Origin of the sequence: Gordonia tangerina (assembly GCF_021556435.1) — a bacterium.
Taxonomy (GTDB): domain Bacteria; phylum Actinomycetota; class Actinomycetes; order Mycobacteriales; family Mycobacteriaceae; genus Gordonia; species Gordonia tangerina.
On sequence record NZ_JAKGCU010000016.1, the window covers coordinates 65,458 to 90,876 of the forward strand.

At 66.9% G+C, this 25,419-nt stretch carries 23 protein-coding genes; 5 read left to right on the forward strand and 18 right to left on the reverse strand.

Annotated features, from left to right (window positions below):
- Complete coding sequence (locus L1892_RS16570; protein WP_235724716.1) at positions 1-1,455, reverse strand: hypothetical protein; 1,455 nt, start codon at positions 1,453-1,455, stop codon at positions 1-3.
- Positions 1,452-2,765, reverse strand: a complete 1,314-nt coding sequence (locus L1892_RS16575; RefSeq protein ID WP_268900386.1) for a glycosyltransferase — start codon at positions 2,763-2,765, stop codon at positions 1,452-1,454. Before L1892_RS16575 ends, L1892_RS16570 begins: the two co-directional genes overlap by 4 nt.
- Positions 2,766-2,855: 90 nt before the next feature.
- Between L1892_RS16575 and L1892_RS16580 the strand changes: the two genes are divergently transcribed.
- Positions 2,856-4,142 (forward strand): glycosyltransferase, encoded by a 1,287-nt coding sequence (locus L1892_RS16580; protein ID WP_235724718.1) that lies wholly within the window; start codon positions 2,856-2,858, stop codon positions 4,140-4,142.
- Here the strand turns inward: L1892_RS16580 and L1892_RS16585 are convergent.
- From L1892_RS16585 to L1892_RS16595, 3 genes are read right to left on the reverse strand one after another with little or no spacing between them, the layout of a single operon-like run.
- Complete coding sequence (locus tag L1892_RS16585) at positions 4,122-5,018, reverse strand: glycosyltransferase family 2 protein (RefSeq protein WP_235724719.1); 897 nt, start codon at positions 5,016-5,018, stop codon at positions 4,122-4,124. The genes L1892_RS16580 and L1892_RS16585 overlap by 21 nt on opposite strands.
- Before the next feature lies 1 nt (position 5,019).
- Positions 5,020-5,835 carry an ABC transporter permease gene (locus tag L1892_RS16590; RefSeq protein WP_235724720.1) on the reverse strand — a complete coding sequence of 272 codons (816 nt, stop codon included), beginning with the start codon at positions 5,833-5,835 and terminating at the stop codon, positions 5,020-5,022.
- Positions 5,832-6,791, reverse strand: a complete 960-nt coding sequence (locus L1892_RS16595; protein ID WP_235724721.1) for an efflux ABC transporter ATPase subunit, DrrA-related — start codon at positions 6,789-6,791, stop codon at positions 5,832-5,834. Before L1892_RS16595 ends, L1892_RS16590 begins: the two co-directional genes overlap by 4 nt.
- Positions 6,792-7,563: 772 nt before the next feature.
- Here L1892_RS16595 and L1892_RS16600 point away from each other — a divergent pair.
- The 3 genes from L1892_RS16600 to L1892_RS16610 are packed head-to-tail and all read left to right on the forward strand — an operon-like array spanning position 7,564 to position 11,986.
- Positions 7,564-9,048 carry a condensation domain-containing protein gene (locus L1892_RS16600; RefSeq protein ID WP_235724722.1) on the forward strand — a complete coding sequence of 495 codons (1,485 nt, stop codon included), beginning with the start codon at positions 7,564-7,566 and terminating at the stop codon, positions 9,046-9,048.
- A gap of 15 nt (positions 9,049-9,063) precedes the next feature.
- Positions 9,064-10,575, forward strand: coding sequence for a condensation domain-containing protein (locus L1892_RS16605; RefSeq protein ID WP_235724723.1), 1,512 nt, complete (start codon positions 9,064-9,066; stop codon positions 10,573-10,575).
- Entirely contained in the window at positions 10,556-11,986 is a 1,431-nt protein-coding gene (locus tag L1892_RS16610; RefSeq protein ID WP_235724724.1) for a condensation domain-containing protein, read from the forward strand. The genes L1892_RS16605 and L1892_RS16610 overlap by 20 nt, the downstream gene beginning before the upstream one ends.
- On the opposite strand, the gene L1892_RS16615 is transcribed toward L1892_RS16610, so the two are convergent.
- The 3 genes from L1892_RS16615 to L1892_RS24795 form a co-directional block, all read right to left on the reverse strand.
- Positions 11,931-12,557, reverse strand: a complete 627-nt coding sequence (locus L1892_RS16615; RefSeq protein ID WP_235724725.1) for a trimeric intracellular cation channel family protein — start codon at positions 12,555-12,557, stop codon at positions 11,931-11,933. The genes L1892_RS16610 and L1892_RS16615 overlap by 56 nt on opposite strands.
- Positions 12,558-12,691: 134 nt before the next feature.
- Positions 12,692-12,865 (reverse strand): 50S ribosomal protein L32, encoded by a 174-nt coding sequence (rpmF, locus tag L1892_RS16620; RefSeq protein ID WP_160903017.1) that lies wholly within the window; start codon positions 12,863-12,865, stop codon positions 12,692-12,694.
- 173 nt (positions 12,866-13,038) lie between these two features.
- Positions 13,039-13,764 (reverse strand): DUF4190 domain-containing protein, encoded by a 726-nt coding sequence (locus tag L1892_RS24795; RefSeq protein WP_272492743.1) that lies wholly within the window; start codon positions 13,762-13,764, stop codon positions 13,039-13,041.
- Between the two features lie 153 nt (positions 13,765-13,917).
- On the opposite strand from L1892_RS24795, the gene L1892_RS16635 reads away from it, so the two are divergent.
- The gene (locus tag L1892_RS16635) at positions 13,918-14,865 is read left to right on the forward strand and encodes an AEC family transporter (protein ID WP_235724726.1); all 948 of its coding nucleotides are present in this window, start codon (positions 13,918-13,920) and stop codon (positions 14,863-14,865) included.
- 3 nt (positions 14,866-14,868) lie between these two features.
- Here L1892_RS16635 and L1892_RS16640 read toward each other — a convergent pair whose 3' ends face one another.
- The 10 genes from L1892_RS16640 to L1892_RS16685 all read right to left on the reverse strand — a co-directional run bounded on the left by L1892_RS16640 (position 14,869) and on the right by L1892_RS16685 (position 25,378).
- On the reverse strand, positions 14,869-15,504 hold the full coding sequence (locus L1892_RS16640) for a DUF1707 SHOCT-like domain-containing protein (protein ID WP_235724727.1): 636 nt from the start codon (positions 15,502-15,504) through the stop codon (positions 14,869-14,871).
- A gap of 99 nt (positions 15,505-15,603) precedes the next feature.
- Positions 15,604-17,601 (reverse strand): vWA domain-containing protein, encoded by a 1,998-nt coding sequence (locus tag L1892_RS16645; RefSeq protein WP_235724728.1) that lies wholly within the window; start codon positions 17,599-17,601, stop codon positions 15,604-15,606.
- 73 nt (positions 17,602-17,674) lie between these two features.
- The gene (locus tag L1892_RS16650; protein WP_235724729.1) at positions 17,675-19,120 is read right to left on the reverse strand and encodes a sigma 54-interacting transcriptional regulator; all 1,446 of its coding nucleotides are present in this window, start codon (positions 19,118-19,120) and stop codon (positions 17,675-17,677) included.
- A gap of 60 nt (positions 19,121-19,180) precedes the next feature.
- On the reverse strand, positions 19,181-19,759 hold the full coding sequence (locus L1892_RS16655; protein ID WP_235724730.1) for a DinB family protein: 579 nt from the start codon (positions 19,757-19,759) through the stop codon (positions 19,181-19,183).
- Positions 19,760-19,763: 4 nt separating this feature from the next.
- Positions 19,764-20,258, reverse strand: coding sequence for an SRPBCC family protein (locus tag L1892_RS16660; RefSeq protein WP_235724731.1), 495 nt, complete (start codon positions 20,256-20,258; stop codon positions 19,764-19,766).
- Positions 20,255-20,632, reverse strand: coding sequence for an ArsR/SmtB family transcription factor (locus tag L1892_RS16665; RefSeq protein WP_235724732.1), 378 nt, complete (start codon positions 20,630-20,632; stop codon positions 20,255-20,257). The genes L1892_RS16660 and L1892_RS16665 overlap by 4 nt, the downstream gene beginning before the upstream one ends.
- Positions 20,633-20,838: 206 nt before the next feature.
- Complete coding sequence (locus L1892_RS16670) at positions 20,839-21,582, reverse strand: sulfite exporter TauE/SafE family protein (protein WP_235724733.1); 744 nt, start codon at positions 21,580-21,582, stop codon at positions 20,839-20,841.
- Positions 21,583-21,594: 12 nt separating this feature from the next.
- Positions 21,595-23,172: a bifunctional phosphoribosylaminoimidazolecarboxamide formyltransferase/IMP cyclohydrolase gene (gene purH, locus L1892_RS16675; protein ID WP_235724734.1), complete on the reverse strand. Its 1,578-nt coding sequence runs from the start codon at positions 23,170-23,172 to the stop codon at positions 21,595-21,597.
- A complete protein-coding gene (gene purN, locus L1892_RS16680) occupies positions 23,169-23,747 on the reverse strand; it encodes a phosphoribosylglycinamide formyltransferase (RefSeq protein WP_235724735.1) in 579 nt (192 codons plus the stop codon). Before purN ends, purH begins: the two co-directional genes overlap by 4 nt.
- A 134-nt stretch (positions 23,748-23,881) precedes the next feature.
- A complete protein-coding gene (locus L1892_RS16685; RefSeq protein WP_235724736.1) occupies positions 23,882-25,378 on the reverse strand; it encodes a cell division protein PerM in 1,497 nt (498 codons plus the stop codon).
- Positions 25,379-25,419 lie beyond the last annotated feature (41 nt).

Genomic DNA, 25,419 nt, shown 5'->3' on the forward strand with positions numbered 1-25,419 from the left:
TCACCAGACCTCGTGCACGAGACCCCAGGCGGTCAGCTCGTCGTCGAGCAACGTCCGGAGGTGCTCATCGGAATCGAAATACTCTTCATCACAACCGAAGACGGCGAAGGTGACCCGGTCATCGGTACGCGTCAACCAGGACTGCACCCCGTCGCCGAACCGGTACGGCAGGTCCGGGTCGACTCCCTGCGCCATGCCCCGGAACACGAATCGACACGCGGTTGCACCGTCGAGTTGCCCCGCTGCCGCGGGTACCGCGCCGAGGTTGGACACCATCGCGTCGGGCATACCGTCACCCGCAGTCACCATGCCGACCAGCCATGCGGGTGGAATCAACCACACCATCGACTGCAGATGGGCGATCGCCGGCCGTTGTCCCGCTGCCAATGCGACGAACGCCTGCTTGCAGGCACGCCGGATCGTGTGCAGGGTGCCGCCGGGCACCGGTTCGTCGGTCAGCACGATCGACACCCCGGCGGTGGCATTGGTACGCGGATCGTCCTCGCCGTCGCGTCGATCCACCGGGATGCCGACCTTGATCGGGTCACCCACGGGCGCATACCCACTCGACCGCAACAATCCGGTGACCGTGGCGATGAACAGGGAGTTCGCTGTTCCGCCTGCGTTCGCCGCGACCCGGTCCCACTCGGACGTGGGCACGGACGCGGTGGCGCGGGCCCAGCGAGCCTGCGGTGATCGCTCGATGATCGGCGCCCGGTTCGCCGCGACCGGCTCAACGACACCGGCGCCGCCCCGCAACGTGGAGCCCGCGACACGCGCGAGCCCGCCTGCCGCAGCATGGACCTGGGCCGCGGCGTCGCGGGCGTCGGAGACGAGGCTGTGCGCGAACCGGGACCATCGCCGCTCCGCGGCACCGGCGGGCGGGGCCGGAGCCGGCGCGCCGCGGTCGGTGGCCGCCATGGCCGCCGCAGCTGCGGTCACCAAGGTGCGGCCGTCGGCGACGAGGTGCAGTGCGCACAACGAGATCACCGTCGCTCCTGATGCACAGCGAATCGCGCGCAGGCGCCAGCACCGTCCCGCCTCGGCATCGAGGCGCACGGTGGCCATCTCCTCGGCGGCCCAGTCATCTGCCTCGGCCTCGTCGATCTCCGCGTGATCGACGACCAGCGCCGGGGCCTGGTATGCGTTCGTCCAGACCGGACGCGCCCCTGGCATCCGCGGGACGATGAGGCGTCGATGGAGCCGACCGGCGGCCAACTGCCGGTTGAGCAGCGCCAGCGTGTCTGGCGCGATCGGCCCGTTCATCACCCACACGAGTTGCAGCACCACGTCCCACCCGAGTGCACGGTGCAGAAACCAGTAGGTGGTGTCAGCGTCATTGAGGCGGATGTCACGCCGCGACAGGTCGGTTCGATACCGGCCATGCGAAGCGGAGCCGTCATCGACAGGCTCGGCGGTGTGATCTGTCGCGCGGATCGCCGACGCGGCCCTCATGCGACGATCCGCATCGGTCGGACCGAACTCTCGACCACGTCCGCGGCGTGGTCGGCGGCCTGCTGCGCACCGACCAGCGCACTCGGCATCGCCCGCGCACGCTCGACGCAGGCGGGATCCAGCGAGGCACGCAGGCCGGCGGCCAGTCGCATCGCGTCCAGCTTCCGAAACCGAAGCGAAACACCGACTCCGAGTCGCGACACTTCGGCGCCCCAGAACGGTTGGTCCGAGCTGAACCAACACACGACTGACGGGACACCGGCCCGCAGCGCCGCCGCCGTGGTCCCCGCACCACCGTGATGGACCACCACCGCGCACCGCGCCAACACGGCGTGATCGATCGAATCCACCACCTGCACAACACTGGTGTCGCACACAGCTGCCGCCATGTCGTCGACCCGGTTCCAGCCGGCGCAGATCAACGCACGTCGACCGACGCTGCGGCAAGCCCATTCGACGATGCCGACCACTGCGGCCGGGTCGCGTAGCGGCATGCTGCCGAATCCGACATAGACCGGCGGCTCCCCGCGGCCGATCCAGGACATCACATCGGCAGACGCGGTGCCGCGCATCTGGCTACCCATGCGTTGCCGAAGCCGGCCGGGAATGTCGAGGAACCCCACCACCGGCCGCGGTCTGCGGCGGGAGTCGCGGTCCCACACCGGGTCGTCGTGCACCGCGAACATCGGGTCGTACGCCTGGATGTCGGCGCCAGGCGCCCGACGCACCCTGGTCCAGCCGGGGCCGTCGTCGGGCACGCCACCCACCCTGCCGGCCAACTCCCGGTCTCGCCGTCGGGTCATCGCGGTCAGAGCGCGGTCGGCGAGCGCCCATTGCAGACGGTTCAACGACGTCGAACGTGCGCCGATCGCGGGTAGCGGGCCCACACTGAGATTCGGACGGATCGGCGCGTGGTGCAGCGAGATGACCGGGATCGCCGCACGTAGCGCGTACACGGCGGCGACCTGCTCGGTGGTGAACCCGGTGACCACGACGTCCGCGCCCTCGACCACACCCGCCATGTCACCGACGATCTCGGCCCAGCCGAGATCTCGGACCTCGGCGAGCATGCGCTGCAACTTGATCGGATCACGCCCGGCCGCAGCTCGTGCTCTCGACACGTGGTCGAGTTGCGCCTGGGTGTCGAGTCCCAGTCGGCGAACGTGCATCCCGGACCCAGCGATGGCGTCACCGAGGTTGGGCGGTATCCCCAGGATCACATCGTGGCCCCGTTCGGCAAGCCGATGCGCCAGCACCGCTGCCGGCTGCACGTCTCCGCGAGTTCCATTGACTGCAAAAGCAATTCTCATCTCGTATCCGTCCCATGGTCATCGGTCGGTGGCGCGCCGTCGAACTCTTCGCCCCCTACACTGGTCGCCATCGGAAACAGGAGGAGCCCGATGAGATATGTGTTTGCAGCCGGCGGCAGCCGTGGAGATGTGCAGCCTGCGGCCGCTTTGGCGACCGAACTGCGCGTTCGCGGACACGAGGTCACGCTCCTGGTTCCGCCAGACAGTGTCCCATTCGCCTCTGGCACAGGCATTCCCACTCTTTCCTACGGCGAGAGCACACGAGCCGCGCTCGATTCCCCCCTGGTGCGCGAACGGATGCGGTCCCGTGATCCGCTCACTCGGGTGCGGGCTGCGACCGAACTGACCATCCGCGGAGGAAGCGTGATGCAACGGCAACTGCTCGACGCGACGCAGAACGCCGATGCGATCATCGCCGGTAGCGCGGGGCAGGAACGGGCGCACAACGTCTCGCGGGTCCGTGGAATTCCTCACATACCACTGCATCTGTGCCCGATCCGGCGCAACGGGTCGACGACGCTGCTGGCCCACGCCGGCATCGATGTCGGCCCACGCACGGCTCGGATGAGTTGGCGGCTGGTGGAGCAGGTGCTGTGGCGGGCGGGCCGGCGCGCCGAAGACGCGCTGTGCGCAGATCTGGGACTGGATCCGATACCGGCCACCTTCGCCGCCCAGATCGCCGCGACGGGCGTGCCGGAGATCCAGGCCTATGACCCTGTCTTGTTCCCGACGCTGACATCCGAGTGGGGGCCGGCGCGTCCGCTCGTCGGCTTCTTCACTCTGCCGCACGATCAGCGATCCGGCGTCGGCGACGATGCCGGGTCCGACCTCATCGAGTGGATCGACCGCGGCACACCACCCGTGTACGTGGGATTCGGCAGCATGATGGTGACCGATCCCGATCATCTCGCGACCACGGTGCTCGCCGTCGCAGCCGAACTCGATTTGCGTCTGCTGATCGCCGGCGGCTGGAGCGACTTCATGTCGGGGGTGTCCGACGACCGAATCCGGGTCGTCGGGCATGTCGACCACGATGCGATTCTGCCCCGATGCGCAGCTGCAATGCACCACGGCGGCGCAGGTTCGGTGGCCGCCGGCCTGCGTGCCGGCATCCCAACCGTGGTCACCTGGGTGGGCGCCGACCAGCCGATCTGGGGGCGGGCCGTGATGGCATCGCATGTGGGCACCTCCCTTCCGATGTCACGGGTGAACACCACCCGACTCGTCACAGCCGTGCGCTCAGCGCTGTCACCATCTGTTCGTGAAGCCGCAACCACGCTGCGTGACAACATGATTCCCCCATCGCTGGCAGTCTCGCATGCGGCCGACATCGCCGAGCGCGTCGCCGATCGCCACTCACGGCAAGACGCGATCTGAGGCCAGTTGCCGCGGTGACGTCGAGAAGCGACCGGTCTCGTCGTCATACAGTCGGATGGCCACCAACCGCATCGCGTGGACAACCGTCAGAGCAGGGACGTAGACCAGCGCTGTCCCGGCCGCGAGCGCAACCCGCCGGTGAAGAGCAAACGTGCGTGGCAGGAAGCTCATGTAGGTGACGAACGACATCAGGCCGGTCTCCATCCGGCGCGAGGAGACGCCCACCGTCAACGAAGCAAGGAAGGCGTTGCGTCCACCGCTCTCAGTGACGCACAGGCCCATGTCGACATCTTCGAAGATGTCGCGCCGCATGCTCACCCGGGTCCGGATCGTCGCCCAGACCTCCCGCCGCAACACCATGTTCGATCCGTACAGAACGGGGATCTCGGTGACCGCGCGATGTGCCTGCCTGCGACCGAGCGGATGTACCCGGATCTTCCACCGATCGAACCTCCCTTCCAGTGGCACGCCATAGGCTTCGCCACGACCGCACAGGGCCGACCAGCTGCGCGCGGTATCGGCCGTGAAAAAGTCGATGATCGTCTGCGCCCAGGTCGGACCGACCCGTGTGTCCGCATCGATACGCGCGATGAGGTCTCCGGTTGCCGCGTCCAATCCCCGGTTACGCGCGAACACCAACCCCTGCCGGGGCTCCGTCACGACGTGAATCCTCGTGTGCTCGAGGGCCAAGGAGTCGACGATCTGTCTACTGCGGTCGGTGGAGTTGTTGTCCACCACCACGATCTCGGTGATCTCCGGCTGGGCGACAAGTCTGCCCAGGCACTCTGCGATGGACTCCTCCTCGTTGTAGGCCGGCACCACCACCGACAGAGTGGGCCGCGGGGCATCGGTCGATTCCGGAACGCCAGGGGGCACGTCACGTCCTTCGCATGTAGGTTCGCAAGGTCACGGGTACAAAGATTGCGAGTACGGCCGCAGCACCGATCAGAGTGGCGGCGATCTGCGGTCCTGCCGCACCACCGGAGGCCAGCTCTCGGGCGGCCGAGACCAGGTGTGATACGGGATTGGCGGTGGCGCACTTGCGCATCCACTCCGGCATGGTGTCGACTGGCACCAGGGCGTTGGACACAAACGTCAACGGCATGAGGACCAGCATCGAGACGCCCTGAACCGTCGACGCCTTGTCCAACAGCACCCCCATCAGCGCGAAGATCCAGCTCAATGTGAAGGCCACGATCACGATCAACACACATGCCATCGCCAGGCCCACCGCGCTTTCCGGGCGGTAACCCATCGCGACACCGACCGCCACGGTGATGACCGTCGCCACCACATAGCGCACGGCGTTGGCCAGCAATGCCCCCGCCAGTGGCGCGATCCGGGCGATCGGCAGCGATTTGAAGCGATCGAACACTCCTCGATCGAGATCCTCGCGCAGTTGCACACCGGTCGTCACCGACGCCGCGACGGCGACCTGAACCAGAACGCCCGGGATCAGCAGAGGCAGGTATCCGGCGACATCACCGACGATGGCGCCACCGAATATCGTCGAGAACATGACCGTGAAGACGATGGGCAGCACGATCACGTCGAAGAGTTGCTGCGGATTGTGTTTGATCTTCAGCAGACCCCGGAAAGCCATGGTGAGTGACTGTCGGACCGTGGCACGCAATGGCACACGATCGCTACCAAGGCCGGGGTGTTCTACCACGAATGTCGCGGCCGCGCTCATGCCGCAACCCCCGGTTCGGCATCCCCGGTCAGCGCAAAGAACACTTCGTCGAGGGTGGGCCGCTCGACGTTGACCGCCACCAACTCGATCTGTGCGGCGCGCAGGGCCAGCAACATCTCAGGTAGGGATTCGAGGTCGGGCATCGGTACCATCACCCGCCGTTCGGCCCCCTCGAGCAGCACATCCTCCTGTGCGAACACCGCACAGACGGCAGCGGCGGCGGGCGCCAGGTCCGGATCTCGCAGATCCAGCCGCACACAGTTGTCCCCGATCCGCGCCTTCAGTTCGTCGGCCGTCCCGTCGGCCACGATGCGGCCGTGATCCATCACCGCCACACGATCGGCCAGTTGGTCTGCTTCCTCGAGATACTGAGTGGTGAGTAGGACCGTGGAACCGTCGGCCACCATCCGGCGAACCGTCTGCCACATCTGCTGACGCGTGCGTGGGTCCAGGCCAGTGGTCGGTTCATCGAGGAACAACAGTCGAGGCCGGGTGATCATCGAGGCGGCGAGGTCCAGCCGTCGCCGCATCCCGCCGGAGAAGTGACGCACAGCGCGGTCGGCGGCCGCACCGAGACCGAACTCCGCGAGCAGTTCGTCTGCGCGTCCACGCGACTGCCGACGGGACGCGCCCACCAATCGGGCGAAGATCGTCAGGTTCTCCGTAGCGGTGAGATCCTCGTCCACCGAAGCATACTGGCCGGTGACCCCGATCAAGGAGCGAACTCTGCCCGCGTGCGCGACCACGTCGAGGCCGAATACGCGCGCAGTGCCGGCGTCCGGACGAATAAGCGTCGAGAGCATGCGTACCGTCGTCGTCTTACCCGCCCCATTGGTACCGAGCAGCGCATAGACGCCCCCTGCAGGCACCTGCAGGTCCACACAATCGACCGCAGCCGCGCGGCCGTACGTCTTGGTCAAACCCCTCGTATCGATTGCGAGCAACGGACCCGTCATCTGCACTCTCCAGAACACTCGACGTACCACCGACCTGAAAGGTGCTCGCTCACCCGTCGACGATGACGAGCAGTCAGAATCCGAGAAGCAAGAATCCGGTCAGAGAACCCGGGCGCCATCGCCCTCGCACCGATCGGTGAGCAGTGCGGACCCCTCCCCTTGCCAAGCCCCGCCCCCCGACAGCTGCTGAGGCCAGGCTATAGCCGCAATCCCGCACGGCGCAAGGGACACCGAGCCCGCGTCGGGTTGATTCGACATCCCATCGGTGAAGCGATCCGCCTTCGGCATCCACGACCGGAGGTCGCACATTGTGCGTCTGACGTCGGATGATTCTGTGCGGTGCGATCTTTCACAGCCACTGCGGTCCACGGAAGTTAACCGAACGGAAACACTGAGGCCATCGCGACCCTCCAGAGGTGGATATACGACTGAATAATGCTGCGTGACTGCACCTTTCGAACATTCAAGGTATTGCATCCGATTGTTAGTGTGACGAACGACACCGTGCCCGGCCAGTGTGCCCACTCCTCCGACGTGCCTACTATCGAGTCAGACCCGAGGCGGGACCGTTCACGCCTCAGACTCCCAACCACCTCTCTGCGCGTCGTCGCGCAGCGGGCGCATACCACCGGCGTGCCCCCAACAGAGGCATCGCTGAAAGATCTGCACGAACCAGGCGTTACGTTCCATCCGGATGCTGCCGACCAGGCTCCAACGGACGGGCGAACCGCCGAAACATGAAACGGCGTTGTGGGAATATGGATATACACCAATGAAATTCACTGAGCTGTCCGCCTGTGAACTGGCCGGGGGAACAGTCACCGAATGGTCGGCGCACACCGAACTCACTCCCGACCACTGGGCCGTCGACCACCGACCTCTGACGTATGAGCACGAAGCGCTCGTGACTCGCGCGGCCGACGCCGAGACCCACGGCCGGCGCCAGACGGATTGGCTCGGTGCCGCTTTCGAAGTCGAGGGCGAACTGGACCAGAACGCGATGGAGCGCACACTGCTCATCTGGACCGTGCGCCACGAAGCCTTTCGGACGACGGTGACGATGGACATCGACATCCATGGTGACCCACGCCCGACACGGCGCACCGCCACGCCCGAGATGGTATCGGTGCAGCGCCGCTTCCACGGTCGTGTCGCCGACCACGACATCGACGCGCACCTCGGCGACGTCTTCGACTCCCGGGTCACCTCGCTGGTGTGGCCACACTGCACGGTGATGACCGTCAACGACGCGAGTACCGGAACCGGCCGACCCACTTGCTTTCGTGTGGTGTTCGCCGCCGATCACAGTGTGATGGATGCCTATTCGATGCTCCTGTCCATCAACGAGCTGCAGCGGATCTACGAATCGGAGGCGGCGAACCACCGAGTCGAGGCGCCTGCGGTCGGCAGCCATGTCGACTACAGTTCGGCCAATCGCTGCGTGGGAGAGCAGATCGACACCGCCCACCCCGCGCTGGCCCAGTGGCACGGGTTCTTCGCCGAGTCGGACGGACGCTTCCCACGCTTGGGTATGCCCCTCACCGAGACCCTGTCCGCAGTGGCCGACTCCGCTCGACCGATCGGTCGTCGACAGCGCGGCTCCGCGGAAGTCGTCGCGACCGCCGACGAGGCGGCTGCCGTCGAGGCCGCCTGCCGGGCTGCCGGTCACAGCATCCAGACCGGCATCGTGGCCGGGCTCGCGCTGGCACATCAGGAACTCACCGGCGATCGGCGCCTCCGGGCCGTGATGCCGATGCACACCCGGCACGAACCTCAGTTCGTGGAGTCGGTGGGCTGGTATGTCGGCCTCGGACCGCTGGATGTGGATCTGTCCTCGGCCGAGACGCTCAGTGACGCACTCTCGGTTGCGGCTGCCGCCACCCGTTCGGCCAAGACATTGGCGCGGCTACCGTTTCCCCGGTTCGCGCAGCTGTTGGACATCACGCAGGAGCCACAGTTCGTGGTGTCTTATCTCGATCTCCGCATGGTTCCCGGGGCCGCCCACTGGCCCGATTGGCGCGCGCAGACCATACGCAGTGCCACTCACTCCGATTCCGAGGTCTACGTGTGGATCGCACGCACTCCCACCGGTATCACCGTCTCCACCCGCCATCCCGACTCCGATGCGGCTGCGGCCAGCATCCGGCGGCTGATCGACACGACGTTCACCATCATCGCCTCGGTGGTGGACGGCGATGCCGGTCGCGGTTTGGCCCCCGACCCCCTACCCGGTCGCGACGAGCGCCGACCGGCCTGAACACGAAGGGTACACATGGAGATCACGGCAATGGGTTGGTGGCATCCGCCATCCGGTACCGCTCTGCGCTGGCGACCGACGCGGCACTGTGCGCAGGCGGCCGAGGCCACACCCGCGGGACCCGGTGCGACCACCTTTTTGGCCGAGAACCACGTACGGAGCGCTCATCTCGCGCGCTCTCGCGGCGACGCCCATCGTGCGTACCTCGGTTCGGGAACCGAGGTGGACGGGGAGCTCGATGCGGCCGCGATGACCCGCGCGCTGCACACCTTCGTTTCCCGCCACCCGATACTGCGTACCTGGTTCGACACCGACGGCAGCACTGTGCGCACCCATGTGGTGGCTCCCGAGGACATCGCGTTCGTCGTCGAAGACCTGGGCCACATCGAGTCCGGCGAGCAGTTCTCCGATCACCTCCGCCAACGTTTCGAATCCGAGGCCGTCAGCGACAGCTTTCCCGGTTTCGCATTCGGGGTGATCAGCCGGCCGGGCGGATTCGCGATCTTCCTGGGGTGCGACCACGCATTGAGCGACGGCGCCTCGCAGGCACTGGCACTCTCCGAGATCATCGAACTGTACGCGGCATCTGTGGGAGTCGATGCCGAGCCCTGCCCGGCCGCCCCGGCGGTCGACGGACACGGCGATTACGCTGTGATCGAGCATGAGCTCGCTGCTCAGTGCGCGGCAGGTACCGACGAGACCACCGAGTGGAGGGAGACGTTCATCCGCAACGGTTTGCGCATGCCGGGTTTCCCGCTGGACCTCGGCCTGGCCCCGGGTGAGACCGCGCCGGTCCGGCCGTTGGAGATGACCATGCTCGACCGCGACGGGATCGCCGCTTTCGACTCGGCGTGCAGGTCGGCCGGCGGCAGCGTGGTGTCCGGCATCTACACCGCGCTGGCGATCACCGGCCGCGAGTTGGCCGGCCTCACCACCTACTACGGGATGACCGTGCTCAACACCCGGGCGATGCTGCCGCGCTTCGCGACATCACAGGGATGGTTCTGTTCCTTCGCACCGGTCGAGATCGACACCACCGGCGCGACCCGGTTCTCCGACCTCATGGCTGCCTCGCGCGCCGCACAGCAGCGGGCCAAACGCCTTGCGATGGTGCCGGTCCAATCCGTGCTCGCGGAGATGATATCGGCCGGAGCATCCATGGATGCGGTGGTTTCGGCGCCGAACCTGCTGTCGTACATAGATTTCCGGAAGTTCCCGGCGGACGGCACGCCCGCCTACGATCGGGGCGTCATCTTCACCGGTGAGGGTCGGACCGCGAACGCCTCGACGTGGATCAACCGGGATCACGATCGGCTGTACCTGGGCAGCCAGACCCCGGACACCCGGTTTGCCCAAGCACAGGTCAATCGCTACTACGCGCACCTGTGCGCCGTCGTCGCGGCCGTGGCCGCAGACGGAGACCATGTGATCACCTCGCCGCCGGCCCCTGCCCGCATCCCCATCCACGACCATGATCTCCCGACAGCAGTATCCCAGGAGCGCGCACTTGCACGTCACCACCATTGACCGCTTCCAGCCGGACCCGGGCGAGCTGCTGATCTGGTCGGTGGACTCGTCCGAGGCGAAGCCCGAACGTTCCCGGATACCCCCGTCGTTCAACCAGAGCGTCCACCTCGCCGGGGCCGAGGACCACAGCACGTGGCTGGCCGCCTCCTTCCGGGTCGACGGCGCAATCGATCGACGCGCCCTCGGCCTCGCCTACCACGCACTGATCGCCCGTCACGGGACACTGCACAGCGCGTTCACGAAGTGCGGCGACGGCATCGTGCGCGAAGAGTTCGATCCGCATGCGCTCAGACTCAAGGTCGCCCCGGGCGTCCGGGCCGCCTCCGACACCGCGATGCAGCAGATCCTCTGGGCAGCACTGGACGCCGCCTGCCACCCGTTTGGCTTTCCCGCCTACCTGCTGGGCGCCATCGACCGGCCCGAGAGTTCGACGATTCTCTGCGGGTTCGACCACTCACACGTGGACGCCTACTCGATGTCGATCATCGTCAACGACCTGCACCACCTCTATCACCGATTTCGACACACTCGCAACCACGTTGCTGCCGAAGATCTCCCGATGATCGGGAGCTACGTCGACTACTGTGCCGCCGAGGCCGAGATGACCGAGATCAGTGCCTCGGATCCGAGACTACTGGCGTGGCTGCGATTCTTTGACGAGCACGACGGTCATCCCCCGACGTTCCCGCTCGACCTCGGTGTCGGTGAAGGTGAGACCGCGCCCCAGGGGGTGGATGTGCGCCGGTTGCTCGACCCGACGCAGACCGAGGAGTTGACGGACTTCTGCCGCCGCAACGGCTCGAGTCTCTACGGGGGCGTGCTGTCTGCGATGGCGCAGGCTGTCCATCGTCTCGGCGGGGGCCCGCAGTTGGCGCTGTTGTTCCCGATGCACACGCGCCGCGGTGAGCCCTGGCGCAATGCCGTCGGCTGGTTCACCACCAACGCACCGATCCGCGTGGTCGGCACCGGAGATCTCGGTACGGGCGCCCAGCGCACCGGTCCCGAGTTGCGTCGCGCGGTACGACTCGGCGGCGTCCCCATTGCGCAGGTGATCGCGGCACTCGGCGGGTTCACACCGGTCCGCAACGACATCTTCATGGTCTCCTACGTCGATTACCGCGGTCTGCCGGGAGCCGACCTACACGACGAGATCGACGCGCACCACATCTCCAATGTCACCACCGCCGACGATGCACAGTTCTGGATATCCCGGACCAACCACGGGCTGGCCATCCGGAGCCGGTTCCCCGACACCGCGGCGGGCCGCGCCTCGGTGGGCGGGTTCCTCGACCAGGTGGACAGCATCCTGTCGTCCGCGACGCGCGCCGCTGGGCAGGTCGCGTTGGTCACGCCCCTCAACGGCGGCGGCGCCGCCCGGCCGGCGCCGTCGGAAGGCGCCACCCGAAGATGAGGCCCGCAATGCGCAAGCCGGTCGCCACGATCGTGCCGGCGACAAGCCAGATCCACATCGGCACCGATGTGTACCCACCACCGACAGCGACGACCGCCGCACCCAGTAGGGCGGGGACTGCATAGAGGTCGGCGGGTTGCAGCAGCAATGGGATCTCGTTGGCGAGCACGTCGCGCAGGATTCCACCCCCGACAGCGGTCAGCAGGCCGACCAGCGTGGCGGCGAAGGCACTGACCTGTTGATCGACTGCGATCGCCGCGCCGCTGGTCGCGAAGACGCCCATGCCGACGGCATCGAAGAGCAGGACGCTTCTGCGCAGCTGCGCGAACGCCGGATGAAAGAAGAAGACGAGGACGCTGGTGGCCGCAGCGATCACGATCGGCGGCCAGTTCTGCAGGGACGACGGTGGGGTGATCCCCAATACGACGTCGCGCAGGATCCCGCCGCCTACGCCGGTGAGGGCGCCGACGGTGACGATCCCCCAGAGGTCGAAGTCCTTGCGAACCCCCAAAAGCGCCCCGGATGCGGCGAACACCGCGATGCCGACGTCGTTCAGAATCTCTTGCAGCATCGGCTCACCGTGATGATCGTTGTCGGCTCGGTGGGTTACCCGGGCACGACGACGACCGCCTCGGAATTCCGAGGCGGTCGTCGATGCAGGTCTATAACGTGCCGCGACTCCCACCGGGAGTCAGCAGACAATGCTCAGCGACGATCCAGGTCGATGACGCCGGCCTTGGCAGCCTTCACCAGCCGACGGGGAATGCGCTGCGCAACGCCGTTCACCTTCACCTCTTGCAAAGCGGGGTTGTCCGCCTTCCACTGCGAACGACGGCTGCGGGTGTTCGCCCGCGACATCCGGCGCTTGGGTACAGCCATTGTTGAGCCCTTCTCCTACGTATGAGTCCGCTGGGGTCCGCCGACATCGGTCGGACCCGCCGATCGGTGTACCCGGTCTGTCACAGCCTTGGCCGGTCAGACGCGGAACACAACCCGATCAGACTACCGGTCGCACGCCGTATCCTCCAAAACGCCTCCTCATCAGTGTGATCTCATACCGAGGCGACCGCGCCGATGATCAGTGCGATCAGCACCACGAGCAGGGCCGCCACGACCAGCGCGATCGAGATCCACCCCAGGATGACACCGGCCTTCGCCATGCCCTCGCCTTCCTGGGTCCCCGCCGAACCGGCGATTTCGTCGCGGGCCGAATTGCCGAGGATCACCGCGACCACACCGAGTACCCCCGGACATGCCAGGAACGAACCGATCCCACAGATCAGCGCCGCGATCGCCTTGGCGTTGGTCTGCCGGACCGGTGCGAAACCGCCCGGTGCATACGGCGCCCCGTACGGCGCTGACCCGTAAGGCGCCGCACCGTATGGCGCAGCCCCGTAGTTCTGGGCCCCGTACTGGCCCCCGTACCCCGGTGACCCGTACGGCTGGTCTGGGTACGAGGTGCCGCCGGATTGGGGAGCGCCGTACTGCTGAGCCCCATACTGCTGGCCGCCGTACTGGTGAGCCCCTGACTGCGGCGTCCCGTACGCCTGACCCTCGTACTGCTGACCCCCGTACTGCTGACCCCCGTACTGGGGCGTTCCGTATTGGGGCGTTCCGTACTGCTGGCCCGCGTCCTGTTGGGCCGCGTCCTGTTGACCGCCGAACTGCTGGGAACCGGACGGCTGGCTCCGGGTGTCTTCCGGGTGCGGTCGCCAGTCGTGTTCGGCAGCGTCGGTTTCACCCTCGCGATCGGGTATTCCGTCAGTCGGGTTGCTCATCGGCTGTCCTTCCCCGGGTTTCGCCCGGCGTCGGGGATCGTCGGCGGTCTCGGCCCACGCATACGGGCCGAGGTGGTCGTTCCAATGTAGGGCAGGCCCGGGTCAATCCGCGGCCGCCCACGTCGGCGACATGGTGCCCAATACACTCGACCGGTGTCTGGCGTGGTCTCGGGTTTCACCGTCATCTTCATCGTGGTGGGTGTCGGTTACCTGCTCGGCCGCACCAGGGTGCTCGGCGACGGCGCCCACGAGGTCCTGTCACGACTGGTGTTCTTCGTCTGCACACCGGCGCTGCTGTTTCATTCGCTGGTCACCTCCGACCTGTCGGCGATCTTCTCCACGACGCTGGTCATCGCCGGCGGCAGCGCGGCCGCGATCGGCGTGATCTACGTACTCATCGCTCGTCTGTGGTTCCACCGCGACATACCCGAACTGGCGATCGGAGGGCTCGCGGCGTCCTACGTCAACAGCGTCAACCTGGGCCTTCCCATCGCCATCTTCGTGCTCGACGACGCGTCGTTCATCGCCCCTCTCCTGCTGTTCCAGATCTTGATCTACTCACCGATCGCGTTGATCACTCTCGACCTGACGGTCACCGACCCCGCGCTCGGCCATGAGTCCCGGTCGACCACGATGCGTGACGCCGTCGTCGCCCCGCTCACCAATCCGATCGTGCTCGGTGGCGTCGCTGGGCTCGTCGTGTCGGCATGGGGTGCGCAACCACCTGCTGCGGTACTGGAACCGATGAAGATGTTGGGAAATGCCTCCGTGCCATGTGCCCTGCTGGCCTTCGGCCTGTCGCTCACCGGTGTGGCGGTGTTCAAGAAGGGCGAGAGCCCCCGCCGTGACATCGCGCTGGCCAGCGTGTTGAAGATCGTGGCGATGCCGGTGGTGGTCTACGCCATCGCGCGCTGGGGTTACGGTGAGACGGGACATGAGCTCTTCGCGCAAGTGGTGATCGCAGCATTGCCCACCGCTCAGAACGTGCTGGTGTACGCGACCCGATATCGACGGGCGCAGATCTTGGCTCGCGACACCGCGTTGATCACCACGCTGGGGTCGATCCCGGCGATCGCCGTGATCGCAGCGCTACTGGCCTGACTGTCATCGCCGCAGCTCGCGGTCCTTGCGCTTGACCTCGACCGCTCCCATCAACGCCAGGCCGACGACGCGAACGGTCGGCGCACCGGGCGTACCGGGGCCGGCCGCCCGTCCGCCAAAGCCTCCCATGACCGCCCAACCGTCGACGTCGACCCCCACATCAGGGGGCACTGTGATGTCGATGCCACCCATCAACGCAGTGCAGCGAATCGTCAACATTGGCGCGGTGAACTCGACCTCGCGCAGGTCGATGTCGATGCCACCCATCACCGCGGTCGCCGTGAGGCCGTCGCCGACGGTGGCATGGCCGCGTAATTCGGTGCCCGACATCAGCGCGAATTTGTGTTGTACCGGTCTACGGTCGGCAGACGAGTGGATGTGGGTGACGGTCGTCGCCCCGACGAAGGGCATCGGTACGCCGAGTTGCCCCACCGGCAGATCATCGGTGAGCGCGTCGAGGTCCCCGAATGTCTTGGCCGCCACGGCTTTTCCGGCACGTTCCTCGTACTCGCCCAGAGTCAGACTGCCCCGCTCCATCGCCGCGGACAGAATCCGATGCACCAATTCACGATCGGCATCCGCCGCACGCAGCCGAGCCCGAGCATCATCTGGCGTCGGAGGATCATCAGGAGCGTTCACACCGGTGAGCCTACCGACGATCGCCTCCGGCAACCACCCTGATCTTCGCTGTGCGTCAACGCTTCCGAGGCAGGGAAAACCCTGAGACCCCACCCTGACTCAGCCGCGCCGACCCCGCCGGGCACGCAGGTAGTCGCCGACGACGGCCGCGCCGAGCCCGTCGATGTCGGGGGCCACCACACGACCGCCGATCCGGCGGGCGATCTGATCCATGAAGTGCGCGAGGCCGGGGTCGTCGCCCAGCCGGAAGAAGGTGACCTGCGCACCGAGCCGGGAGACGTGATCGAGCTCGCGAACCGTGAGCGCGATGGTCTGCGGGTGCGGCGGGTAGAAAAAGAACGGTTCACCGCTGGGATCGAGATGCGCGGTGGGCTCGCCGTCGGTGACCACCAGCACCACCGGCTGGGCGTTCGGGAACCGACGCAGATGCCGCTGGGCCAGCAGCAGCGCGTGATGCAGGTTGGTGCCCTGTTCCATCCGCGGTTGCAGGCCGGTCAACTCGGCGATGTCGATCGAACGTGCGTAGCGGCCGAAGGCGATCAGATGCAGCTCATCGCTGCGGAACCTGGTGGATACCAGGTGGTTCAGCGCGATAGCGGTACGCTTCATCGGCGTCCATCGACCCTCCATCTCCATCGAGAACGAGGTGTCCACGAGCAGCACCACCGCGGCCTGGGTGCGGGCCTCGGTCTCGGCGGTCTCCACGTCGCGCACGTCGATTCGGACTCCGCCGCGCGCCATCTCGCCGGCGGCCAGCGTCGGCTCCGCGCTCTCGGAGATAGTGCGAAGCACCGCGTTGGAGACCGTGCGGGTCACATCCCAGGGGTCTGTGTCGCCGAACTCCCACTCGCGCGACGCCCCGGTGGGCTCGCCGAGCGCGCCGCTGCGCCGCGTCTGACGGTCACCCCGACCCGACAGTTGCTCGGCGATGTCGCGGAAGATCGACTGGCCCAGTTGCCGCATGGCCTTCGGGCTCAGCCGCAGCTGCCCATCGGAGGTCCGATCGAAGAACCCCTGCTCCGACAACGCCTTCTCGAGCTCTTGCAGCGTACGGACGTCGACACCGGCCTGCTCGCCGAGCTGACGTTCCAGCGCATCGATGTCGATGTCGTCCATCTGCGCGCCGGCATACTGCTGAGACAGCTGTTCACTCAGGGCTTCCAGTTCGGAGATGTCGCGCAACGCGGCCGCGCCCTCACCGAGGCCAATCGGACGATCACCGGAGAACGATTGGGCGTTGTCCCAGTCCAGACCCGGCCGCGCCTGGCGCAGCGCCGAATCCATCTGGGCCAGTTGGCTCATCAGGTCCGGTGAACCGAATGCCTGCTGAGCCAGCTGGTCGAGTTCGGCACGTTGCTCCGGACTCAGCGAGTTGTAGAACTGTTGCGCTGCCGCCGCTCGCTGCGCCAGCGAGTCGATGAGTTCCTCGGTGTTGCGCGGGTTCTCCGGAAAATACTCGCCGTGCTTGCGCATGAAGTCGTCGAACTTCTCGGTGGTGTCGTCACCGCGGTTGTGCGCGTCGAGGAGCTCGTTGAGGTCGGTGAGCATCTCCGAGATACGTTGGCGGTCTTGTTCGCCGGCACCCTCGAGCGCTTCTTTCATACCGGCGAACCGCTGATCGAGAAGTTCGCGGCCCAGCAGATCCTTGATCTTGTCGTAGTCCTCGCGCGCCTGCGGGCTACGCCAGTTGTACTCCGAGAGTTCCTCGACGGCTTGCGCGGTCGACGGCGGCAGGCTGCCGATCTGCATCTCGGCGAAACGCGCGTCGTCGTCGAGATCACGCGCGAGTTGCTTGCGCTCCTCCAGAACCGCCCGGTCGAGCAATTCGCGGATCTCGGCGAATGTGCCGTCGAGATTGCGATTCTTGAGCATCTCCTGACGACGACGGTTGACCTGCTCACGCAGCCGGTCCAGTCCACGCATGTCCTGGGTCCCGCGTCGCAGAAACTCGCGCAGGGCACGTTGCGGGGAGGCGCCGGCCATCACGTCGTCACCGATGTCGCGCAGCGCTTCGCGCAGGTCGACCGGCGGTGCGAGTGGGTCCGGACCACCTGTAAAGCGCTGATATCGGGATCGGTGCGAGGTTCTCCGGGCCATGCGGTGCCCCTTACTTCTGTTGCAGCGACTTATTTCTGTTGCAGCGAGGGTATGGACGGGTTCGCACACCCGTTCAGCCGTAGATCGTCTGGCCGCTCTCGTCGGCTTCCTTGCCGATGCGTCGGGCCAGGTAGAGACCTTCGAGGGCGAGCTCGACGGCACTGGCGCGTTCTCCCTCGGCCTCGGCATCGAGGCGTTGCGCGATCTGGTCGAGGACATCGGCGGTGCTATCGGGATCCGGGATGGAGTCGAGGAGATCATGCGCGGTCACCCGGTCTCCGGTGACCACGGGCTCACCGTCCTCCAGGGCAGTCACCAGCGACGCCATGTCGATCCCGCCGAGGTGGGCGCGAACGGTGTCGGCCACCGACTTGCGCATCAGATGCTCGAGGATCTCGAGTTCGCGACCTTCCTCGCCCGACTCGAACTCGATCTTGCCGCGAAGCACCTCGACCACCGACTCGAGGTCCACCACACGCGCCACCGCGACGTCTTCACCGGTGACCGTCGCGCGATGCAGGGCGGCGGCGGCAACCGTCTCGGCGCCCGCGATGGAGAATCGGGCCGACACCCCGGACCGCTGATCGATCGAGGGGTGATCGCGCGCATACCGGGTGAATCGCGCCAGGATCTCGGTGATGAAGGTCGGCACCGTCGCGGTCAGATCGGCCTCCTGCTCGATGACCGCGATCTCGTCGTCGAGCTCCAACGGGTAGTGCGTACGGATCTCCGCCCCGAACCGGTCCTTGAGTGGGGTGATGATGCGACCGCGGTTGGTGTAGTCCTCGGGGTTGGCGCTGGCCATCACCATGACGTCGAGGGGCAGGCGCAGCGTGTAGCCGCGCACCTGGATGTCGCGCTCCTCCATCACGTTCAGCATCGACACCTGGATGCGTTCGGCGAGGTCGGGCAGCTCGTTGATGGCGACGATGCCGCGGTGCGCACGCGGGATGAGCCCGAAGTGGATGGTCTCCGGGTCCCCGAGACTGCGGCCCTCGGCGACCTTCATCGGATCGATGTCACCGACGAGGTCGGCCACCGAGGTATCCGGTGTTGCCAGCTTCTCGCTGTAGCGCTGGCTGCGGTGACGCCACTCGATCGGCAGGTCGTCGAGCAGGTTGGCCGCTTTGCGGATCGACGCCGGGGTGATCGGCTCGTAGGGATGTTCACCCAGATCGGAACCGGCGATCACCGGGGTCCATTCGTCGAGCAGGCCGACCAGGGTACGTAGGATGCGCGTCTTGCCCTGCCCGCGTTCGCCGAGCATCACGACATCGTGGCCGGCGATCAGCGCGCGCTCGAGTTGCGGGATGACCGTCGCCTCGAATCCGACGATGCCGGGCCACGGATCGCGGCCCTCGCGCAGCGCGGTCAGCAGGTTGTTGCGGATCTCGTCGCGCACATCACGCTCAACGTGGCCGCTGGCGCGCAGTTCACCGACGGTGCGGGGCGACGGGTGGCGGGTCTCGGTGGTCTGGGAGGCGTGGGTGGTGAAGTTCTCCTCTGGCACCTTGTCCACGGTACTCCGGTGACCGCGAAGTGCACGGGCGGTTGTCGGAGGCCCCGACCGGGCGAGGACTCAGCAAACGGGCTGCCAGGCGGGATCGCGACCGATGAAACCGATCAGCCGGGTGACCGCATCGGCATCGGCGGCCACGGGCACGGCCGGTCCGTACTGCCCGGACGAGCGCAGCAGGTCCTCAATACCCGACATGCCGTCGAGCAGACTCTGGGCAAAGTCGGGATCGAGACCTGCGCCGCGGCCGGCTGCGGCCGCCAGATCCCAGGTGTGCATGTACACGTCGGCGGTGTAGAACCGGTCCACGGCATCGGCCAGACGGTGCTCGCCTGCCATCGGGTGGGTGAACGTGTCCTCGGCCGACGGGCCGCCGAGCAAGGCCTGTACCACGGCGGCGTGTGCCCGCCATGCGGAGACCGGATCATCGGCGACGGCCGGCCCCGTCGGCAGCGTCACTCCACCGCCGGCGAGGAAGCCGGGCAACCACTCGACAAGGTGGGTGACGACGTCACGCGCCACCCACCCCTCCACCGGCGCTGGGGAGTCCCAATCCGACACGGCAGCAACCTGTTCGGCAAACCCTTCAGCGACGACGCGATGACGGTCCGCCGGCGCCAGCGCGACGATCGACTCGGCCATCAGCTCAGATCTCGCCCGCGCCGAGGAGCTTGTCGAGTGCGGCATAACCCTCGTTGACTCCGACCTCCATGCCGGAGGCCAGCCAGCCGTCGCGCGCCTCGAAGCTGTCGCACAACGACTGTGCGTGCAGCCGGGTGCTTCCATCGCCGAGGTCCTCGAACCACAACGTCTCCAGTGCCACCTGGTCGGGCATGCCCTCGAAGGTAAAGGTCTGCACGATTTTGTCGTCGGAGACGGTGTGGAAGCATCCGCGGAAACCGAATTCTTCACCGTCCCTGGAGGATACGTACCGCCAGCTACCACCGTCGCGGACGTCCCAGTCGATGATGCGGCTCCCGATGGAGTCCGGGCCCACCCACCGGACGAACAACGCCGGATCGGTGTGCGCTTTCATCAACTGGGCGGGCGTGCCGCGGAAGTCGCGGGTGATCCGGATGATCGGGACCTTCGGGTCGGCTTCGATGGCCGCCTCGCTGTACCGGCTCTGCACTGCACTCATGACGCCTTTCCTCTCTTTCGGGGTTTCTCGTCCTCGCGACGGTGCGCCGCGGGTCCGTCGTTCATCTCCACGAGCAGGTCATCGAGACGCTGATAGCGCTCTTCGGCCTGCCTGCGGTATCGCTCGATCCACTTGGTCATGAGGTCGAACACCTCCGCTTCCAGGTGGACCGGACGGGTTTGCGCCTCCCGGCCACGGCTCACCAGCCCGGCGTCCGCCAGCACCTTGAGGTGCTTGGACACCGCCTGGATGCTGACGTCGTAGGGTTCGGCGAGCTGACTGACCGTCGCATCGGAGACCGCCAGCCGCGCGACCATGTCGCGTCGTGTCGGGTCCGCGAGCGCGGCGAACACCTTGGACAACTCGTCTGCCACGCGCCCTCCTCAACCATCCGGTTGAATAAGACTGTGCGCCGAATCGAGGGTTTTGTCAACCTCTTGGTTGAATACGAGGGCAGTGTCTGTGGGCGGGCAGGTCCGTTTTCTGCGCGCGGGTTGTTGTGGGTCGCGCATGTGGTCGCGGTCCGCGTAAACCGAGCCGACCCGCGCGCACCGAGTCGGCCCGCGCAATCACTTGGTGATCAGCCGAGCGCCAACCAGACCGCGAGTCCCAATCCACCGAGTCCGACGACGATGCGCAGCGGCTCGGCCGGAAGACGTTTGACCACCGGCGGCCCGCACCAGCCACCGGCCAGGCAGCCGATCGCCATCGCCAGGGCCGCAGTCCAATGCACCGGTCCGAAGAGCATGAAGCCCACCGCCGCCACGGTGTTCGCGATACCCAGGAACAGCGACTTCGACAGCGTCGCACGCCACAACGGTTCGCTGGTCAGGACCAGCATCAGAGCGAGCACCATGATGCCGGCGCCCGCACCGAAATACCCGCCATACACCGAGATCACCACCAACCCGAACATCCACACGCCCGGCCGGTCCTGGTGACGAGTGGCCCAGCGACGCAGCATCGGCTGCGTCAGCAACGCCACCGCGGCCAGCGCCACCAGGAACGGCACGATCGCCTCGAAGGCGTCGGCCGGGGTGAGCAGCAAGGTCACCGCGCCGATCGCGCCGCCGACCAGAGACGCCACGGCACCACCGATCAGGCGACGGCGGTCACCGTCGAGCAGCACCCGCCCGGACTGCGCAGTACTGCCGATCCCGACGGCGACGAGCGACACCGTGTTGGTGACGTTGGCCGAGATCGGGCTGAGCCCGACAGCAAGCAGCGCAGGGTAACTCACCACCGACGCGAGACCGGTGATGTAACCGATCAGACCCGCCCCGAATCCAGCGGCGATCAGGAAGACGACGTCGACCGGACTCACCGGTCGGCGAACTCAGTGCGCGAAATGGCGTGCACCCGTGAGATACAGGGTGACACCGGCCTCCGATGCCGCCTCGATCACCTCGTTGTCGCGGATCGAGCCACCGGGCTGGACCACGGCCCGCACCCCGCCGTTGAGCAGGACCTGCAAACCGTCCGGGAACGGGAAGAACGCGTCGGAGGCCGCGACACTGCCGGATGCGCGCTCGCCGGCGCGGTTGACGGCGAGATGTGCGGAGTCGACCCGGTTCACCTGGCCCATACCCACGCCCACCGACGCGCCGTCGTGCGCAAGCAAGATCGCGTTCGATTTGACCGAACGGCATGCACGCCAAGCGAACAGCAGGTCGGCGAGCGTGTCCGGGTCGGCGGGTGCGCCGGCCGCGAGGGTCCAGTTCGCCGGATCGTCGCCCTCGGCGTCGAGCACATCGCGCTGCTGCATCAGCAGTCCACCGGAGATGGGTCGGGTCTCGACGCCGGCGCGATCCGGCGCCGCGGCGGTGAGCACGCGAATGTTTTTCTTGCGCGTCAGCACCGAGAGGGCACCGTCGGCGAACCCGGGGGCGATGATGACCTCGGTGAAGATCTCGGCAACCTGCTCGGCCATCTCCACCGTGATCTCGCGGTTGGCGGCGATCACCCCGCCGTAGGCGCTTACCGGGTCGCATGCGTGGGCCTTGCGATGCGCTTGCGCGATGTCGGCGCCCACGGCGATGCCACAGGGGTTGGCGTGCTTGATGATCGCCACGGCTGGAGCATCGAAGTCGTGCGCGCTACGCCATGCGGCGTCGGCGTCGGTGTAGTTGTTGTAACTCATCTCCTTGCCGTGCAACTGCTCCGCAGACGCCAGGCCGCCACCGGCTCCGGCGACGTAGAGCGCCGCAGCCTGATGCGGGTTCTCGCCGTAGCGCAACACGGCCGACCGATTCCAGGTCGCGCCGACCCAGTCGGGGAAGGTCGACGAATCGGCGGGCGGTGCCACCACACTCGACATCCAGGACGCGACCGCGACATCGTAGTCCGCAGTGTGGCGAAATGCCTGTGCCGCCAACTGACGACGCTGGGCGAGATCGAACCCGCCGGCACTGACGGCGTCGCGGACCCGGCCGTAATCCGCGGGGTCGACGACAACGGCCACCGACGGGTGATTCTTCGCGGCCCCGCGCACCATCGACGGGCCGCCGATGTCGATCTGCTCGACGCACTCGTCCGGCGTGGCACCCGAGGCGACCGTCTCGGTAAACGGATAGAGATTGACGACGACGAGATCGAATGCCGCGACACCGAGTTCGGCCAGCTGCTCGACGTGGGTGTTCTTGCGGGTGTCGGCCAGGATTCCCGCGTGCACCTTGGGGTGCAGCGTCTTCACGCGTCCGTCGAGACACTCCGGAAAACCGGTCAGCGCCGACACCTCGGTCACCGGCACACCCGCGTCGGCGATCTTCTTGGCCGTCGAACCGGTGGACACGATTTCGACGTCGGCCGCATGCAGGACGGTGGCGAGTTCGTCGAGGCCACTCTTGTCGTAAACGCTGACCAGCGCGCGACGGATAGGCCGGCGGGTGTCGTCGGCGGGGCTCTGTGTGTTCACGGGATGTCGGCCTTTCGTCCGTCGATCACTACACCTTTGGTGACGAGCTTCGTCACCACGTCGGCGAGCAACTCACGCTCTACCGATTTGATCCGTTCATGCAGGGTGGCCTCGGTGTCGTCGGAACGGACGGCGACCGGCTGCTGCGCCAGGATGGGGCCGGTATCGACACCTGCATCCACCAAATGCACCGTGGTACCGGTGACCTTCACGCCGTGCGCCAATGCGTCGGCCACACCGTGGGCGCCGGGAAACGAGGGCAGCAGTGCGGGATGCGAATTCACGATCCGTCCGCCGAAGCGGGACAGGAAGGTGCTCCCGAGGATCTTCATGAAGCCCGCGGTGACCACCCAAGCCGGCGCGTGGTCGGCCACCTGATCGGTCAGCGCCGAGTCCCAGGCGCCACGATCGGGATGATCGCCGACCCGGCAGTCGATCACCGGGATGCCGTGCCGGCGCGCGATGTCAGCGGCGGGACACTGTCGGTCCACCACGACGGCCACGATCCGGAAGGGTGCCGGCTCGTCGGCGCGGGCGATCAACGCGGCGAGCAACGATCCGGTGCCCGAAGCCATCACGACGATCGGCACACGAGCCTCAGAGGGTACGCGAACTGCGGACTCCGATGGCCCTGCAGCTGCGTTCACACAAGGGAGCCTAGTGGTCGACGCCGATCCGCTGGTCGCCGGGGTTCGCCGCGCGAACGAACTCAGCGAGAGTCGGCCGAGTACTCGTCGGCGAAGTGGGCGTCGGACTCGGAGTCGGCAACCCGATCGCCGCCGACCATGTCATCAGCGGCGTGGTCATCGTCGAAGTACTCATCATCGTCGGCGCCGGAGATCTCATCGGTTCCGACATCGGCGACCTCGAGATCATCGAACCCGAAGTCATCGGAAAAGTACCCGTCGGTGAGGTACTCGTCGGTGAGGTACTCATCATCCGTCAGGTATTCGTCGTCGTAGCCGCCGTCCGGGTCGACGTCGAACTCGTCCATCCCGCCCAACGCGGCCGATCGGCGGGCCTGCCGCGTCGCCGGCAACGCCGCATGGATCACGCCGACCACGAGTCCGACCACCACGAACCAGCCCAGAGTGAACACGCCGGCGGTCGGCACCGTGACCCCGGCCATGCCGAACTCACCGAGTTCACCGCCGGCGAGAGTGCACATGACGACCATCGCGGTTGCCGCCACCGCTCCGGCCAGCGCCACCGAACGCAGATTGGCCATCGGATCGAGGTCGCGACAGCGCAACCCCACCACCACGGCGATCGATGCCGGGACCACGAATCCGAGGACACCCAGGGTGCCGACACCTGCCTCGGGCAATGCCCCGAGCAGTGGCAGTGGTGGGACGGGACCGCCCTGCACATCGACGAGGTCGATGGATGCCGTACCCAAGTGCACATCGGCGCCGACCAACACTGCCGCGGCGCCGACGATCACGTTGGGCAGATACAGCAGCGACAACACGGCCAGTCCAAGGTATCCGTCGAAATCGTTGCCGCCGGCGATGAGGTCGCCCACGGTCTGCCACCGCATCACGAGTCGGACCACCACCACCGCTGCTGCCGCGGTGAGCAGCGCGCACACCCCGGCCGCGCCGTACCGTATCCCCCGCCGCACCGAGGGCGGAACGGCGAGGCGTTCGTAGATGTCGGTGCGATATCGCCAGCCGATGCCGGCCAGCGCAGCACCCCCATGGATGCCGAGGGTGGCGCCGAAGGCGACGAGCGCCGGTGGACTCTGTACCGGCAGCACCGACGTCCCGTCCATGACCACCGCCAACGACAACGCGGTCACGAGCAGCGGTCCACCGATGGCCGAGAACACGATGGCGATCAGTTCGCTCGGTGGACGATGTGGACCGGAGGCCGAACCGGCCATCCGCACGGTGCCCGCGGCGACCAGGAGCGTCGGCAACAAGGGCAGTACGCCGATCGTGACCCCGCTGATGGTCACCGGCACCTGGTGAATCGCCAGCCACATGCTGCCGACGGCGGGACCCAGACCTTCCAGTCCGCTACCTGCGAAGAGCAGCACGGTGAGGGTGACCACCGCGATGGTCAGCATGGTGACCACCGGTACCGCGAACGCCACCACGACGAGCTGACGTGCGGAGCCTTCGCTCACCGCACGCTGCGCACGGTTGTGTTGTCGCATCTGTCGAAGACGCGACGCAAGGCTGTCGGCAGTCGGTGAGGGCATCGGCTACGAGCGTGACACGGCACCGGCCGTGCGCCGAGCTG